General features: G+C 71.9%; 11 protein-coding genes. 4 read left to right on the forward strand and 7 right to left on the reverse strand.

All coding sequences use genetic code 11. The features are described 5' to 3' along the window. Positions 1-4 precede the first annotated feature (4 nt). The 4 genes from AAD528_RS07620 to AAD528_RS07635 form a co-directional block, all read right to left on the reverse strand. Positions 5-343 carry a putative quinol monooxygenase gene (locus AAD528_RS07620; RefSeq protein WP_345751472.1) on the reverse strand — a complete coding sequence of 113 codons (339 nt, stop codon included), beginning with the start codon at positions 341-343 and terminating at the stop codon, positions 5-7. Then, positions 340-1,131, reverse strand: coding sequence for an ATP-binding cassette domain-containing protein (locus AAD528_RS07625; protein ID WP_345751630.1), 792 nt, complete (start codon positions 1,129-1,131; stop codon positions 340-342). Before AAD528_RS07625 ends, AAD528_RS07620 begins: the two co-directional genes overlap by 4 nt. A gap of 5 nt (positions 1,132-1,136) precedes the next feature. Beyond that, a complete protein-coding gene (locus AAD528_RS07630) occupies positions 1,137-2,198 on the reverse strand; it encodes an ABC transporter permease (RefSeq protein WP_345751473.1) in 1,062 nt (353 codons plus the stop codon). A gap of 127 nt (positions 2,199-2,325) precedes the next feature. Next, a complete protein-coding gene (locus tag AAD528_RS07635) occupies positions 2,326-3,435 on the reverse strand; it encodes a substrate-binding domain-containing protein (protein ID WP_345751474.1) in 1,110 nt (369 codons plus the stop codon). A gap of 168 nt (positions 3,436-3,603) precedes the next feature. Between AAD528_RS07635 and AAD528_RS07640 the strand changes: the two genes are divergently transcribed. From AAD528_RS07640 to AAD528_RS07650, 3 genes are all read left to right on the forward strand, one after another. Then, on the forward strand, positions 3,604-4,608 hold the full coding sequence (locus tag AAD528_RS07640; RefSeq protein WP_345751475.1) for a LacI family DNA-binding transcriptional regulator: 1,005 nt from the start codon (positions 3,604-3,606) through the stop codon (positions 4,606-4,608). Continuing rightward, entirely contained in the window at positions 4,605-5,516 is a 912-nt protein-coding gene (locus AAD528_RS07645) for a PfkB family carbohydrate kinase (RefSeq protein ID WP_345751476.1), read from the forward strand. The genes AAD528_RS07640 and AAD528_RS07645 overlap by 4 nt, the downstream gene beginning before the upstream one ends. A 129-nt stretch (positions 5,517-5,645) precedes the next feature. Further along, positions 5,646-8,834, forward strand: coding sequence for a GH32 C-terminal domain-containing protein (locus tag AAD528_RS07650; RefSeq protein WP_345751477.1), 3,189 nt, complete (start codon positions 5,646-5,648; stop codon positions 8,832-8,834). A gap of 183 nt (positions 8,835-9,017) precedes the next feature. On the opposite strand, the gene AAD528_RS07655 is transcribed toward AAD528_RS07650, so the two are convergent. After that, positions 9,018-11,474, reverse strand: a complete 2,457-nt coding sequence (locus tag AAD528_RS07655; RefSeq protein ID WP_345751478.1) for a YhgE/Pip family protein — start codon at positions 11,472-11,474, stop codon at positions 9,018-9,020. Then, positions 11,471-14,221 (reverse strand): MMPL family transporter, encoded by a 2,751-nt coding sequence (locus AAD528_RS07660; RefSeq protein ID WP_345751479.1) that lies wholly within the window; start codon positions 14,219-14,221, stop codon positions 11,471-11,473. The genes AAD528_RS07655 and AAD528_RS07660 overlap by 4 nt, the downstream gene beginning before the upstream one ends. Before the next feature lie 122 nt (positions 14,222-14,343). Here AAD528_RS07660 and AAD528_RS07665 point away from each other — a divergent pair, with 122 nt between their 5' ends. Beyond that, positions 14,344-14,997, forward strand: a complete 654-nt coding sequence (locus AAD528_RS07665; RefSeq protein WP_345751480.1) for a TetR/AcrR family transcriptional regulator — start codon at positions 14,344-14,346, stop codon at positions 14,995-14,997. A gap of 96 nt (positions 14,998-15,093) precedes the next feature. On the opposite strand, the gene AAD528_RS07670 is transcribed toward AAD528_RS07665, so the two are convergent. Beyond that, entirely contained in the window at positions 15,094-16,092 is a 999-nt protein-coding gene (locus AAD528_RS07670; RefSeq protein ID WP_345751481.1) for an o-succinylbenzoate synthase, read from the reverse strand. Between the last annotated feature and the right edge of the window lie 55 nt (positions 16,093-16,147).

A 16,147-nucleotide genomic window follows, 5' to 3' on the forward strand; every position in this document is an offset into this window, starting at 1 on the left:
CCGGTCAGCCGAGCGGAGTGACGAACGTCAGCTCGGAGCCGTCTTCGACGATGAGGGCGGCCAGCGCCGTGTTGAACTCCGCGCCGTAGGCCGCGGCGAGGTGCGCGGCGAACGCGTCCTCGTCGCGATAGGACTCGACGACCAGGAAACCCGTTCCGGACGCCGGACCCTCGCCTCGGGCTCCGGATGCCGGGGGCGCGTGGCCGACCCGGAACGGGTCGAACACGAGGCAACCCGGCTCCGCGCGCACGTTCGCGGCAAGCGCGAGGAGGAGGCGCTCGACCTCCTCCTCGCGCCCCGGCAGCGCGGTGAAGCGGGCGACCAGCTGCACGCCACCCGTCATGCCTGCGCGGCTCCCGTCATGATGGCGACCGCGTCGGTCATCGAATGCGTCTGGGGCGTGATCGTCGCGGCCCGCTTGCCGAGCCGCTGCACGTGGATGCGATCGGCGACGTCGAACACGTGAGGCATGTTGTGCGAGATGAGGATCACCGGGATTCCGCGGTCGCGGAGATTCCGGATGAGCTCCAGCACCTGGTTCGACTCGCGCACGCCGAGCGCGGCCGTCGGCTCGTCGAGGACGACGACCTTCGATCCGAACGCCGCCGCACGAGCCACGGCGACCGCCTGCCGCTGCCCGCCGGAGAGGTTCTCGACCGCGACCGTGACGTCCTGCAGCGTCGAGATCCCCAGCGACGTCAGCTCGTCCTTGGCCATCTTCCGCATGGCCTTCTGATCGACCATTCGGAAGACCGAGCCGAGCAGGCCCTTCTTCCGCACCTCGCGGCCGAGGAACAGGTTCGACGCGACGTCGAGGGCCGGGGAGACGGCGAGGTTCTGGTAGACGGTCTCGATGCCGGCTGCTCGGGCGTCCTGCGGCCGCCGGAAGCTCACCTGCCGGCCATCGAGGTAGATCTCGCCCTCGTCGGGCACCTCGGCGCCGGTGAGGCACTTGATGAGCGTGGACTTGCCCGCGCCGTTGTCTCCGATGACGGCGAGCACCTCACCGGGATAGAGCTCCAGGCTCACGCCATCGAGCCCGACGACGCGGCCGAAGGTCTTCACCAGCCGATGCGCGCGCAGCAGCGGCGTGCGAGACGGGGCGGAGGAGCCGGCCTCCGCGGCGACGATGTCGGTCACTTGCGCACCTTTCGGATCCACTGGTCGACGGAGACCGCGACGATGATGAGCACGCCGACGGCGAACGTCTGCCAGAGCACATCGAGCCCGGCGAGGGACAGGCCGTTGCGGAACAGCCCGACGATGAGCGCTCCGAGCAGGGTGCCCCACACGGTGCCGCGCCCGCCGAACAGGCTCGTGCCGCCGATGACGACCGCCGTGATCGAGTCCAGGTTGAGATCGACGCCGGCGTTCGGCGAGGCGGCGTTCGTGCGGCCGATCTGGATCCAGGCGCCGATCGCGAGGATCGCGCCGGCCGCGAGGTACACGCTCATGAGCACGCGATTGACGCTGATGCCGGCGAGCCGCGCCGACTCGGGGTCGTCGCCCACCGCGTACACGTGCCGCCCCCATGCCGTGCTCTGCAGGATGAACGCCACCACGACGTAGAGCAGCAGCATCATGACGACGCCGACAGTGATGTTCACGCCGAACAGTGGGAACGTCGCGCCGGTCCAGGTGAGCAGCTCCGGCATCTCGGCGCCGCGGACGGTCGCGCCGCCCGAGTAGAGCAGCGTCAGAGCCAAGAAGACATTGAGCGTGCCGAGCGTGACGATGAACGGCGGCAGCTTCAGCCGCGTCACCAGGAAGCCGTTGAACGCTCCGGCGGCGAGGGCGACGATCAGCCCGAGCAGCAGTGCGACGACGGCGGGAAGTCCCGCCTGCGACGCCGTCTGGGCGACCACCATCGAGCTGAGCACCATGACGGCGCCGACCGACAGATCGATGCCGGCGGTGAGGATGATCAGGGTCTGAGCGACCGCGAGCGTTCCCACCACCGCCACCTGCTGCGTCACGAGCGAGAGGTTCGCGGGATTCAGGAAGCGGTCGTTGAGCACGCCGAACACGACGACCGCGAGCACCAGCACGATGGCCGGACTGATCGCCGGGTAGCGGTGCAGGGTGTTGCGCACTCGGCTCAGGGGCGTGCTGCGGTCCAGGAACTCATCGGCGAGGGCGAGCGCCGATGTGGGCGGTCCCGCCGGGGGCGGGTCGCCGGCGGGCGACTGCTCGGTCATGTGCTGACTCACGTGGGGTGCTCCGTTGTCTCTGCGATGGGGGAGGGGCGGGGCGGACGCCGGATGTCACGAGGACGAGCCTGTCGCGACCCGGCGTCCGTCCCGCCTCGCACTGTGGATGCGGGGATCAGCCCCAGCAGATCTCGCTGCCTGCAGCGGTGTCGATCGAGTCGACTCCATCCTGGGGGTCGTCCGTGACGAGCGCGACACCGGTGTTGTAGAAGTCGAGGCCGGACGTGACCTCCGGGGCCTTGCCGCTGTCGACGAGATCGAAGATCGCCTGCACGCCCAACTCGGCCATCTTCACCGGGTACTGCTGGCTCGTCGCGCCGATGGTGCCGTCCTTCACCGCGTCCACGCCGGCGCAGCCGCCGTCGATCGAGACCACGATGAGACCGTCCGTCTTGCCTGCCGCCTTGAACGCCTCGTAGGCGCCGTACGCGGCGGGCTCGTTGATCGTGTACACGACGTTGATGTCGGGGTTCTTCGACAGCAGCGTCTCGGCCGCGGTGCGGCCGCCGTCCTCGGCGCCCTGCGAGGCCTCGTTGCCGACGATCTCGTAGTCACCGCCGCTGTAGCTGCCGGTCGCCGCCTCGTCGCCGTTCTTGGCCGCGTCCGCCGTGTCGATCCCCATGCCGTCGAGGAAGCCCTGGTCGCGATTGAAGTCGACCGAGACGACCTTGTCGTCGAAGAGGTCGATGAGCGCGATCGTCGCCTTCTCGCCGCCGAGCTTCGCCGCGGTCCACTTGCCGATCTCCTGACCTGCCAGGAAGTTGTCGGTCGCGAAGGTGATGTCCACGGACTCGGGATCGGCGGGCGGCGTGTCGAGCGCGATCACGTAGAGGCCCGCGTCGCGGGCCTTGATGAGCGCGTCCTCGACCGCCGGACCGTTCGGCGTGATGAGGATCCCCGCATCGCCCTTCGAGATGGCGTTCTCGATCGCCTGGATCTGGGTGTCCTCGTCGCCGTCCTCCTTGCCCGCGGCCATCGTGAGCTCGACTCCGAGCTCGTCAGCGGCGGCCTCAGCGCCCTCCTGCATCGCGACGAAGAACGGGTTGGTCGTCGTCTTGACGATGAGCGAGACGCCGATCTCCGAGCCGGCGGCGTCGCCGTCGGAGGGGCTGCCTCCCGGTGTGCTGGAGGCGGCGCAGCCGGTGATGGCCAGTGCTGCGATGGTGGCGAGAGAGCCTCCGGTCAGGACCCGGCGGCCACGTGCTGCAGATGTTGCGTGATTCATCGGTGAATCTCCTCAGGTGTGCGGGTACGACCCCGTGACAACGATGTCAAGATCGAGGTCTACCCGACCTCGCTGTGTATAGTCAAGTCGTTATCGCACATTGGAGATCAATTCGTGACACCGTTGTCAAACCACAGTGCCGCGGACAATCCGCGCTCCCGGCCCACCATGCGCCATGTCGCCGCGCTGGCGGGCGTCGGCGTCAAGACCGTCTCCCGGGTCGTGAACGGCGAGCCCAACGTGTCGGCCGCGACGATCGCGAAAGTGCTCGATGCCGCCCGGACTCTCGACTTCCAACCCGATCTCCACGCCGGCAACCTCCGCCGCGCTGACGGGCGTTCGCGATCGCTGGGGCTTCTCGTCGGCAGCGTCGACAACCCGTTCGCCGGTGCGCTTCATCGCGCGGTCGAGGACGTCGCGCTCGAGCGGGGTGTCGCGGTGTTCGCGTCGAGCCTCGACGACGATCCCGAACGCGAGCAGGTCGCCGTCGCGGCGTTCCTGCGGCGACGCGTCGACGGGCTCATCCTCACGACGGTCTCGGGCAGCCAGGGATACCTGGCTCCGGAGCTCCGGCGGGGCACGCCGGTCGTGTTCGTCGACCGGGAGCCCGCAGGGGTGGAGTCGGACTCGGTCGTGAGCGACAACGCCGACGGGGCGGCGCTCGCGACACGGCATCTGCTCGAGCGCGGGCATCGACGCATCGCCTATCTCGGCGACCGGCGAGGAATCCAGACGGCCGGTGAGCGCCGCCGGGGTTTCCTGGAGGAGCTCGGCCGGCACGGCGTCGCCACTCGTGACGTGCCGGTCATCGAGGATCTGCATGACGAGGAGAGCGCGCGGCGCGCGGCGCTCGCGCTGCTGACGGGCGAGGAGCCGCCGACGGCGGTGTTCAGCTCGCAGAACCTCGTGACGATCGGCGTCGTGCGGGCGCTGCGCGAACTGGGCCGGCACCGGGAAGTGGCGCTGGTGGGCTTCGACGACGTGCCGCTGGGGGACCTGCTCGAGCCCGGCGTCACCGTCGTGGCGCAGGACCCCCGCGCCATCGGGCGCATCGCCGCGGAGCGCGTGTTCGCGCGGCTCGACGGCGACACCGGATCTCCCGTGCGGGAGATCGTGCCGACCCGACTCATCGCGAGGGGCAGCGGCGAGATCCCGCCGGAGGTGTCGAGATGACCGGCGCACCGCGCGTCGCGGTCATCGGCGATGCGCTCATCGACGAGCTGCGCGATCCGTCCGGCGCCCGCGACTTCGTGGGCGGCGCGGCGCTGAACGTCGCCGCCGGCCTGGCGCTGCGCGGCGTCGATGCGACGCTCATCGCGATGGTCGGAGATGACGAGCCGGGCGATCGCATCCGGGCTTTCCTCGCCGAGCACGGCGTGACGCTCATCGCGAGCGAGTCCGCATCCGGCACGGCGCGTGCGGTGTCGGATCGCAGTGACGGCGGCGAGCCCCGGTACGCCTTCAACGATGCCGCGAAGACGCGCCACATCGCCTTCGACACGCGAGCCCGGCGCGCGCTCGATGCGGCCGATCTCGTCGTGGTGAGCGGCTTCCCGTTCGACGACGCGGGTCAGGCTCGCGGGCTCGCCGAGGCCGTCGCCCGGCCGTCCGCACGGCTCGTGGTCGATCCGAATCCCCGTGCCGATCTGCTGCGCGATCGGAAGGCCTTCCTTGAGGGGTTCGAGCGGATCGCGGCCACCGCGCTGCTCGTCAAGGTCGGCGACGAAGACGCGCACCTGCTGCTGGATGCCCCCCTTTCCGCGTTCGTGAAGCGACTGCAGCGGCCGGGCTGCGGGGCCGCGGTGCTCGCGACCGCGGGCGCCGCGGGCGCCGAGGTCCACCACGGAGCGCTCGCGGTGCGATCGGGCATCGTCGAGCTCCCTGGGCCGGTCGTCGACACGATGGGGGCGGGCGATGCCACGCTCGTGGCCGTGGTGCGAAGCATCGCAGCGCACGGCATCGCGCGCACCGAGGCCGAGTGGCGCGACGCGCTGCGGGAGGCCATGGAGCTCGCCGCGGTGACGGTGCGCCACGAAGGCGCGCTGCGCCGGCCGCCGGTGGTACCGCAGCTCGAGGTCTGACCCCCGGCGAGTGCGCTCGCGCCGGTGCCTCTTGCATTGTCCACGAGACAGTGCGTAGCATCGCGGCCGTCACCTGACAACGATGTCAACATGACGTCGAGAACCGCGCGATGAAGGGCGATCCAGACGATGACCACGGTATCAAGACGAAAGGGAGCGGCCCTGCTGGGCGCTCTCGCGGTCGGCGCAGGCGTGCTCGCCGCCTACTCGCCCGCCGCGGCGGCCGAGGAGCCGGGAGGCGAGCCGTACCGGCAGAACCTGCACTACTCGCCCGCGAAGAACTGGGTGAACGACCCGAACGGGATGATCTACTACAAGGGCACCTATCACCTCTTCTACCAGCACAACCCCTCGGGCGATCAGTGGGGCAACATGTCCTGGGGACATGCCACGTCGACCGACCTCGTGAGCTGGACCGAGCAGCCCGTCGCCATCCCGAACACGGAGACCGAGTTCATCTTCTCGGGGTCGACCGTCGTGGACTGGAAGAACACATCTGGTCTCGGCACGGCCGACAACCCGCCGATGGTGGCGATCTACACGAGCGACTACCGCAACCACCCGGTTCACGGCACGAAGGAGGCGACGTCGCTCGCCTACAGCCTCGACGCGGGCATGACGTGGACGAAGTACAGCGGCAACCCGGTCGACGACCGGAGCCGCCGCGACTATCGCGACCCGAAGGTGTTCTGGTACGGCGACGAGGACACGGGGTACTGGGTCAGCGTCACCGTCGAGGCCGATGCGAGCCGCGTCGTCATCAACCGCTCGGACAACCTCATCGACTGGACCGAGCTGAGCGTGTTCACCTCGTCATCGCTCGGCGGGTTCTGGGAGTGCCCCGACCTGTACCCGATCGCGCTCGACGGCGACCCCGCCAAGCAGAAGTGGGTGCTCGCACTGAGCACACAGGCGTCCAGGCAGTCGTACCTCGTCGGCGACTTCGACGGCACGACCTTCACCGAGGACCCGGCCCCGCGCACGCCGATCCCTCAGGGCACGGCGCTGGGCGCCTTCGACGGCGAGGACTACGAGGGCTGGGCGGTCGAGAACGACCCGGTCAGCGACGCGGGCGGTGCGTTCGGCAGCGCGCCGGCGACCGGGACGCTGCCACAGCAGCAGCCCGTGACCGAGTTCGCGGGCACCGGCTATGTCAACAGCTACCTCGGCACCGACCGGGCGATCGGCCGGCTCGTCTCTCCCGACTTCACGATCGACGCCGACTCGTTGAGCTTCCTCATCGGAGGCGGTCATCACCCCCGCGAGGAGGGCACGGGCAGCGGTGCTGCGCCGGACGGCAGCACCCCGATCTTCGACTTCGAGCTCCCCGAGGGCGAGACGCTCGCCGACCACGGCTGGACCGGAACGGGCGACTTCGACCCCGGGCAGCAGCCCGCGGGTCCCCACGGCGGCGACAACGTCGCGTGGGGCTTCGGCGGCACAGGCTTCCTCAGCACGTTCTACTCCCCGGACGGCTCCGACGCGCGGCGCGGCACGCTGACGTCACCCGAGTTCGAGATCGGCTCGCCCTACATCGACCTGAAGGTCGGCGGCGGCGACGGCGCGCAGCTCGCCGTGCAGCTGCTCGTCGACGGCGAAGTCGTCAAGAGCGAGACGGGAAAGCGCAACCACCTCACCGACTGGCGCAGCTGGGACGTCTCGGCGTATCGGGGAGCGACGGCGCAGATCCGCGTCGTCGATGACAAGTCCAGCGATTGGGCGGCGATCTGGATCGACGACGTGGTCGCCGCGGACTCCCCGGCGCTGCCTCGCTCGACCGAGACGACCGTCAGCCTCGTCGTCGACGGCGAGACCGTGCGGAGCACGACGGGCGAGGGCCGCACGGGCGCCGACACGGAGACGATGAACTGGGCGAGCTGGGACGTATCCGAGTTCGCCGGACGCTCGGCGCGGATCGAGGTCGTAGACAACAACCGCGGCGGCTGGGGCCACATCCTGGCCGACCAGTTCACGCTGCGGGACGACCGGGTGCCGCCGGCGGTGCGCCTCGACACGCGGCGCCTCGACTTCGGCGCCGACAACTACGCGGCAAGCAGCTTCAACCCGAACGAGAATCCCGACGGGGAGCGGATCTTCGTCGGCTGGATGGGGCAGGCATTCTCCGCGCCGACCTCGCCCTGGCGCGGCAGCTTCACGATGCCGCGAGAGCTCGCCTTGAAGACCGTGGACGGCACACCGATGATCGTCCACTCGTTCGCGCACCAGCTCGCCGACTACGAGAAGAACGCCTTCACGACGTCGCGCAAGGCCGTGGTCGTCGACGGGGAAGTCGCGCTCCCCGAGGCGAGCGGCACGCTGCAGCGGATCCGGCTCACGCTCGAGCCCGGGGCCGGGCAGTCGGGCATCACGGTGCGCGGCGGTGACGGGAAGGGGACACGCATCGGCTACGACGCGGCCACTCATTCGGTCTTCATCGACAGGTCGCGCTCCGGGCTGATCCCGTCAGATCGCTTCACTCAGCCGTCGCGCACCCCCGTCCGGCTGATCGACGGAAAGGTCTCGTTCGACATCCTGGTGGACACCGGCTCCGTCGAGGTGCTCGTCAACGGCGGCGAGCAGGCGTTCTCGGAGTTCATCTACCCGGACGCATCGCAGACGGCCGTGTCGCTGTTCTCGACCGAGGGCTCCGCGAAGATCGAGACGGTCTCCGTCGCGCCGCTGTTCCGAGGCATGTACCCGGCAGATGAGCCCGGCGCGCCCAGCGACACCGACGCGCGAGCGGTTCCCGCGCAGGGCGTGCTGTCGTCGGACAACGGCTGGGACACGGGTCTGGCGGACGGCGACTTCGACGTCACGATGAATCTGTGGTGGGGCGAGAACGCCAGTCTGTTCCGGCTCTACCGTGACGGCGAGCTCGTCCACGCGGGCCAGCTCAAGGCTGCGAGCCCCACCGCGCAGAAGGCGGTGGTGCCCGTCCGCGGGCTGCCGAACGGCACCTACACGTTCATCGGCGAACTGGTGAACTCGAAGGGGGCGAGCGTCACCAAGCCGCTCACGGTCAAGGTCACGGAGGCGAACCCGGGCGTGCCCGTCCTCTCCCACGACAACCACGACGGCGATGGCGCCTATCGGGTCACGGCGAACCTGTGGTGGGGACAGAACGCGACGTCGTACGTCTTCCGCGAGAACGGCGAGGTCGTCGGTGAGGGCACGCTGAAGGCCGCGACGCCGTCGGCGCAGAAGGCGACGCTCGACGTCACCGGCAGGGCGAAGGGCAGCTACGTCTACACCGTCGAGTTCCGCAACGCCGCCGGCACCACCGAGAGCCGGCCTCTCACGGTGACGGTGCGGAAGTGAGGCGGCCCGCGGCCTGACGCGCCCGCGGCGCTCGGGCCTCGGCCGCACCAGGATCCCGGAGAACGCCAGACCTCCGGATCCTGAGCCTCGGATCATCCGGATTACGGGCGAAGTCCGGGATCCTGGCGCGGAATGCAGAGCGGCCCGACCCCCGGCGGGGTCGGGCCGCTCTTGCGCGCCGGATCAGGCGGGAGCGCCCTCCAGGAGGGCCCGGGTCGAGACCGTGCGCTTGCGTGCCACCGCGATGGTGGTGGCGGCGAACGCCAGCACCGCCCACACGAGCAGGCCGACCACGGCGCCGCCGACGCCACCGGCGTCGGTCACCGTGCCGAGCAGAGCGCGGAAGGCCGGGGCGGTGGGCAGGGCGCCCGCGAGGTCGCCGAGCCAGCCGGGCAGCGTCGAGACGATGCCCGTGGCCAGCGCGATCGCGCCGATCAGGGCGGCGACCCAGCGGCCGGCGCCGCCGAACACCGCGACGAGCGCCTGGTGCACGGCCGCGAACGCGACGCCGATCAGCGTGCACAGCGCGAACAGCGCGCCGGCCGTGTCGGCGTCGAAGCCGCTCGCGATCTGCACGACCGTCGCGACGAGCACGCCCTGGACGGCGCCCACGACCGCGGCGGGGAGCAGGGCGCCGCCCGCGAGCGCGGCCGACGCGCGGCGCGACGTGAGGGCGCGGCCCGTGACCGAGCGCATCACGACGAACGACGCGAGCCCGCCGAACCACAGCACGATCGCCGCGAGCAGCGGCACGGCCGCCGCGCCGAACAGCGAGACCTGCTCGCCCGAGGACGACGCCACCGGGTCGGCGATCACCTCGGCCAGGTCGTCGGCCTCGCGATCCGTGTACGAGGGCAGCTGCTCGGTGGCGTCGCCGAGGCCGTCGGCGAGCGAGCGCGTGCCGCCGGCGAGCTCGCCGATCCCGTCGCCGAGGTCGGACGATCCGTCGGCGAGCTGGTCGGCGCCGGTCGACAGCTGGCCCGCTCCGGACGCCAGCTGACCCGCGCCGCCGGCGATCTCGGCGGTGCCGTCCGCCAGGCCGTCCGCGCCGGTCGCCAGCTGCGCGGCGCCGCCGGACAGGGCGGTCGCGCCGTCGGCCGCCTGGCCGGCGCCATCGGCGAGCTGCGAGGCGCCGCCGGCGAGGCCGTCGGCGCCGGCCGAGACGCCGTTCGCGCCGTCGGCGAGCTGGGCGGCGCCGCCCGACAGCTGCGTGGCGCCGTCCGCGAGGCCGCTCAGCCCCGTCGCCATCTGAGAGGCGCCGGCTGCGGCGTCATCGGCGCCAGCCGCGAGGCGTGCGATCCCGTCGACCATCGGCGACGCCTGCTCGGACGCGCTTCGCAGCTGCGCGGCGACCTGGGCCGGAAGCTCGGTCGAGAGCTGCGTCAGCCCGCCGGACACGCCGGTCGCGCCCTGCGTGACGGTCGCGAGCTGCTCGCAGAACGCCGGGGCCGCGCCCGATGCTGCGCAGCTCTGACTCAGCGCCGTGAGGCCGTCGCTGACGCCGGTGGCGCCCTCGGTCAGCTCCGCGGGGACGAGCCCGTTCTGCTCGATCGTGGTCGCTCCGGTCTCGAGCCCCGAGACGAGCGCACCCGCGCCGTCCGAGAGCTGGTGCAGACCCGGGGCGAGTCCCGGGTTCGCGGCCGTGCCGTCGCCGGCGAGCCCCGTGGCCAGATCCTGCGCACCCGTCGACAGGCGGCTCGCGCCGTCTGCGAGGTCGCTCGCGCCACCGGCGACGCCGTCCGCGCCGTCCGCGAGGCCCGACGCGCCGTCGGCGAGCTCGTCCGCGCCGTTCGAGAGGCCCGTGGCGCCGTCCGCCACGCCCTGCACGCCGTCCGCGAGATCGCTCGCACCGCCGGAGACGCCGGCAGCGCCATCCGAGACCTGCGTGGCACCGCCCGCGAGTCGCCCGGCGCCGTCGGCGAGGTCGCCGGCTCCCGAGCCGAGCCGCGTCACGCCGTCCGCGAGCCGCGTCGCGCCGTCGGCGAGCTCGGTCGCCCCGTCCTGCGCCGCGCCGGCGCCGTCGGCCAGCTGCGACGCGCCGTCCGCGGCCTCGCCCAGCTGCTCGCCGAGCGTGTTGAAGCCGATGAAGACGTTCGACAGCGTGGCCCGGGACAGCATCCGGCCCATCGACGAGGCGGCCACCGCGGCCACCTGGTTCGTGATGGCCTCGTCGGCCAGGCGCGCGTCCGGCGCCGTGACGACCTCGATGCGCGCCTGCTCCGGGGTGGCGTCCTCGCCCGACAGCCGCTGGCCCGAGGAGGTCGCGGCGGCGGAGAACTCCTCCGGGATCGTCACGACGGCCTGGTACGTGCCGTCCGCGAGGCCCTCCGCGGCGTCGTCGTCGTTCGACAGCACCCACGTGAGGTTGCTCGGGGCGTCGTCGGATCCCTCCACGAGACCGGCGGAGAGCTGCCGGCCGAGCGGCGTGTACTGATCCTGGATCGTCACGGGCTCGTCGTTGTTGACGATCGCCGCGGTCATGTTGCCGAGGCGCTCGGTCGGGTTGTACAGCGCGGAGACCAGCACGCCGCCCACGAGGGCGGGCAGCAGCAGCACGCCGACGAGCGTGAGCCAGCTGATGGGCCTGGTGCTGCGGGCGCGCTCGATGCCGGTGGCGGCGAGACGGCGGAGGGGGTTCATGCGTTCACCTCGAGAGGGGCGGTGGGACGGGAGGCGACGTCGAGCTGCGACACGGAGTCCCAGCTCGCGTCGGCGAGCAGCCGGCGGGAGACGAGCGGATCGGATCCGGTCGCCACGACGGTGAGGTCGACGGGGGCGAGCGCGTGGCGGGCGTCGCGGAGCACCGCCGCCACCTGGTCGCGCGCGGCGGGGTCGAGCGCGTCGGCGCCGTCGATCACGACGAGGCGCGTGCCGCCGCGGAGGGCGTCGCGCACCTCCCGCGCCGGGGCGGGGGAGCCGGCCAGCAGGGCGACGCCGACGTGCGTGCGCACCCACGCGGCCCGGCCGGGCAGCAGATGGCCGGCGACCCGCAGCAGGCCGTTCGAGGGTGTGGCACGTCCCGCGATCGCGAGGCCGACGGCGCGCGCCGCGCGGGGATCCGCGGCCGTCAGCACGACCGCGTCGCCCGGCTCGGCGCGCAGCGTCACGCCGGAAGCCAGCACGACGTCCTCGGTCGCGACCTCGACATCGTCGGCGGCGATGACCGCGGTGGATCCGGGCTCGGGCCAGTCGGCCAGCGCGCGCTCGCGCTCGACGGCCTCGCCCTCGATGTCGAAGTGCGGCAGGATCCGGTCGAGCCAGCGCGGCATCCACCACGCCTTGTCGCCCAGCAGCGTCATCACGGCCGGCACGAGCGTCATGCGCACGAGGAACGCGTCGATCGCGATGCCGACCGCGAGCGCGAGCGCGATGGGCTTCAGGTTCGAGTCGCCCTCGGGCACGAAGGCCGCGAACACCGCGAACATGATGACGGCCGCGGCCGTGACCACGCGCGCCGAAGCCGCGAAACCGGTGCGGACGGCGTCGACCGCGACCTCGCGCGTGAAGCCCTTCTTGCGGGCCGCGTGCACGTAGTCCTCGCGCATCCGGGACACCAGGAACACCTCGTAGTCCATCGCGAGGCCGAACAGCACGCCCATCACGACGATCGGCATGAACGCGATGATCGGACCGGTGCGCGCGACGTGCAGCAGGTCGGCGCCCCAGCCCCACGAGAACACCGCGGCGACCACGCCGAACGCGGCGAGGATCGACAGCAGGTAGCCGAGCGCGGCCTTGAGCGGCACCCAGATCGAGCGGAACACGATCATCAGCAGGACGAACGACAGGCCGACCACGAAGATCCCGAACGGGACGAGGGCGCCGCCGAGGCGGTCGGAGATGTCGATGCCGACGGCCGTGGATCCGGTGACCTTCAGGTCGATGCCGAACTCGTCGAGCCACTCGTCGTGGTGCGCGCGGAGCTCGCGCACGAGCGCGCTCGTCGCGGGGTCATCCGGTCCGGTCTCGGGCACGATCTGCACGATGCCGGTGTCGGCGGTCTCGTTCGGGGTCGCGAGCGCGACCTGCTTCACGCCGTCGATCGCCTCGACCTCGGCCTGCAGGTCCTCCATCAGGCCGACCGGATCGGTGGACGTCACGATCGTGCCGGTCAGCACGAGCGGGCCGTTGAAGCCGGGACCGAAGTGCTCGGACGTGAGGTCGTAGCCGATGCGCGCCTCGTTGTCCTCGGGCAGCACGCCCGCGTTCGGCAGCGACAGCGACAGGCTGCCGACGGGCGCCGCCATCAGGCCGAGCGTCAGGACGACCGCGACCGTGGTGACGACGGGGTGGCGCGTGACGAGGCCGACCCAGCGGGTCGCGAAGCCCGTGCGCGGGGCGCGCTTCCTCCGCGGCCGCGTCCTCCAGCCCACGACCCGGCCCTTCGCGAAGCCGAGGAGGGCCGGCGTGAGCGTGACGGCGATCAGCACGGCCACCGCGACGGCGACGGCCGCGGCGATGCCCATGGTCGTGAGGAACGGGATGTTCGCGAAGCCGAGGCCGATGAGCGCGATCAGCACCGTGACGCCCGCGAACACGACGGCCGAACCCGCGGTGCCCGTGGCACGCCCGGCGGACTCCTCCGGATCCATGCCGCCGCGCACCTGATCCTGATGTCGCGCCGCGATGAACAGCGAGTAGTCGATGCCCACCGCGAGCCCCAGCATGAGCGCGAGCATCGGGGTCGTGGCCGACACGGTCGCCCACTGCGTGGCCGCGACGATGCCGAGCAGCGAGACGCCGACGCCGATCAGGGCGATGCCGAGCGGCAGGCCGGCGAGCACGAACGAGCGGAACGTGACGATCAGCACGAGCAGCGCGATGATCACGCCGACCGCCTCGGTGAGCGTGATGGTGGGCAGCTCGGTCGCGAACAGCTCGCCGCCGAGGGCGGTCTCGGACTCCTCCGGCAGCTGCTCGACCAGGTCGTCGACGACCGCGTGCAGCGACTCCTTGTCCTCGTCCGTGACGTCGGTCATCGTGCCCGCGAACTGCAGGCGCACGATCGCGGCCGAGTCGTCGTCCGAGACCATGCCCGTGACCATCTCGTCGAACGGCGAGGTGGCGCTCGTCACGCCCGGGACGTCCTCGAGCGCGGCGACGGCGTCCTCGATCGGGTCGCGGTAGTCGGCATCCGTCACCTTGTCGCCGTCGGCGGCCACCACGATGAACTGCGCGCTCGTGCCGGAGACCTGGGGGAACGTGCGGCTCAGCTGCTGCAGGCCCTCCTGCGCCTCGGTGCCGGGGATGGAGAAGGCGTTGTCGAAGCCCTTGTTCAGGCCCGCGGCCGCGCCGCCGACCGCCGCGAGGATCAGCAGCCAGCCCACGAGCACGCGCCAGGGGTGACGGTACGACCAGCGGCCGAGCGAGTAGAGCAGGGTGGACACAGGCGCCTCCGGATGAGGAATGGCAGGGAGTTCGATACAGCGCTGTATCCGATACAAGTGTGTATCGTAATAGGGAAACAGGCAAGCCGGGCTGAGCGTTCGGTATGAACCGGGGGATCGGGATGAGCGAGCAGGATGCCGCGCTGCGACCGCAGACGCGCAGCCGCGAGAACACGCGCGCCCGGCTGCTCGACGCGGCCGCGCAGGTGTTCGCCGAGGTCGGCCTCGGCGAGACCTCCGTGGAGGCGATCTGCGAGCGTGCGGGCTTCACGCGCGGCGCGTTCTACTCGAACTTCGAGTCCAAGGACCAGCTGTTCGTCGAGCTCGCGGCGCGCTTCGCCAGCCGGCAGGTCGAGGGCGTGCGCGAGCGCGTGGCCGCCATGATCGAGTCCGGCCCCGACCTGCGCGGCGACCGGGACGACATGGTGGGACTGGTCGAGGCGCTCGATGTGCCCGGCGACGTGCGCCTGGGCGTGCTGCTGATGAGCGAGATCAAGGGCCGCGCCATGCGCGACGCGAAGACCGCGGAGGCCTACCTCGCGCAGGACGCGCAGATGCTGCGCGAGGTCGCGCAGCTGCTCGAGGAGATCGCGCAGGCCAAGGGGCTGCGGCTCGCGCTACCCGCCGAGGACGCCGCCCGCACCGTGCTGACCGCGTGGGAGGGCGCCGCCGTGCGCGCGATCGCCGCCGGCCTGCCCGAGCAGGCCCTGCTCGAGGCGCGTGCCAAGGAGGTGGGCCGCATCGCCCACCTCATCATCGAGCATCCCTCTCTCTAGAAGCGGTCGCTCTGGCGGGATCGGGCCCGCATCCGCTGCACGCTCGCTTCGCTCGCACGGGGGCAGCGCCCATATCCGGTCCTCGACCGGGCGGGACTACACCGCGCCGCGGCTCTCGAGCACCGCGTGGCAGCGCTGGATGCGGGCCATCCACCAGTCCCGGCGGTCCGCCGGCGCGGCGTGGGCGTCGAGCAGCGCGGGGTCCGGGGCGATCCGGCCGACCGGGATCGCGCCGCCGCGCGGGACGAGCGGATCCGCCACCACGTCCGCCGCCAGGAGCGACGCCGTGCCGAGGCCGCAGTCGAACTCCAGTGACGGCAGCGCCGCGGCCAGCGCCGCTCCCTGCGACAGGCCGATCGACGTGTCGAGCGCGCTGGAGACCACGGCCGGCAGCCCGGCCTCGGCGACGATCTCGAGCGCGCGGCGCACACCGCCGAGCGGCTGCGCCTTGACGACGATCAGGTCCGCGGCCTCCGCCCGCGCGACCGCGAGCGGATCCTGCGCCTTGCGCACGCTCTCGTCCGCCGCGATCGGCAGGTCCCAGCGGTGCAGGCGTTCGCGCAGCTCGGCGAGCTCGTCCACCGTGGCGCACGGCTGCTCGAGATACTCGAGGTCGAACTCCGCCAGCGCGTGCGCCGCGTGCTCGGCCTCGTCGACGTTCCAGCCGCCGTTCGCGTCGATCCGGATCCGTCCCTCCGGGCCCATGGCGGCGCGCACCGCGCGGACGCGGGCGATCTCGTCCGCGAGCGACTGACCCGCCTCGGCGACCTTCACCTTGACCGTGCGGCACCCGTCGTACCGCGCCAGCACGTCGGGCACGCGCTCGGCGGGCACGGCCGGCATCGTCGCGTTCACGGGGATCTCGGCGCGCAGCGGCGCCGGCTGCGCGACGTACGCGAAGTCGAGCGCGGCCGACAGCCAGGTCGCCGCCTCGTCGTCGCGGTACTCGACGAACGGCGAGAACTCGGCCCAGCCCTCCGGACCCTCGATCAGCGCGGCCTCGCGGTGCTCCACCCCGCGGAACCGCGTCGCGAGCGGCAGCGACACCACCCGCACGGTCGAGCGGATCTCCGGCAGCGGGGGCAGCGGCGTCATGGGCCCATCCTGCCGCGTCGGCGCCTGCACCGTCTGCACGACGCAGGAGGGCATG

The organism is Microbacterium rhizophilum (assembly GCF_039605615.1).
Lineage (GTDB): Bacteria > Actinomycetota > Actinomycetes > Actinomycetales > Microbacteriaceae > Microbacterium > Microbacterium rhizophilus.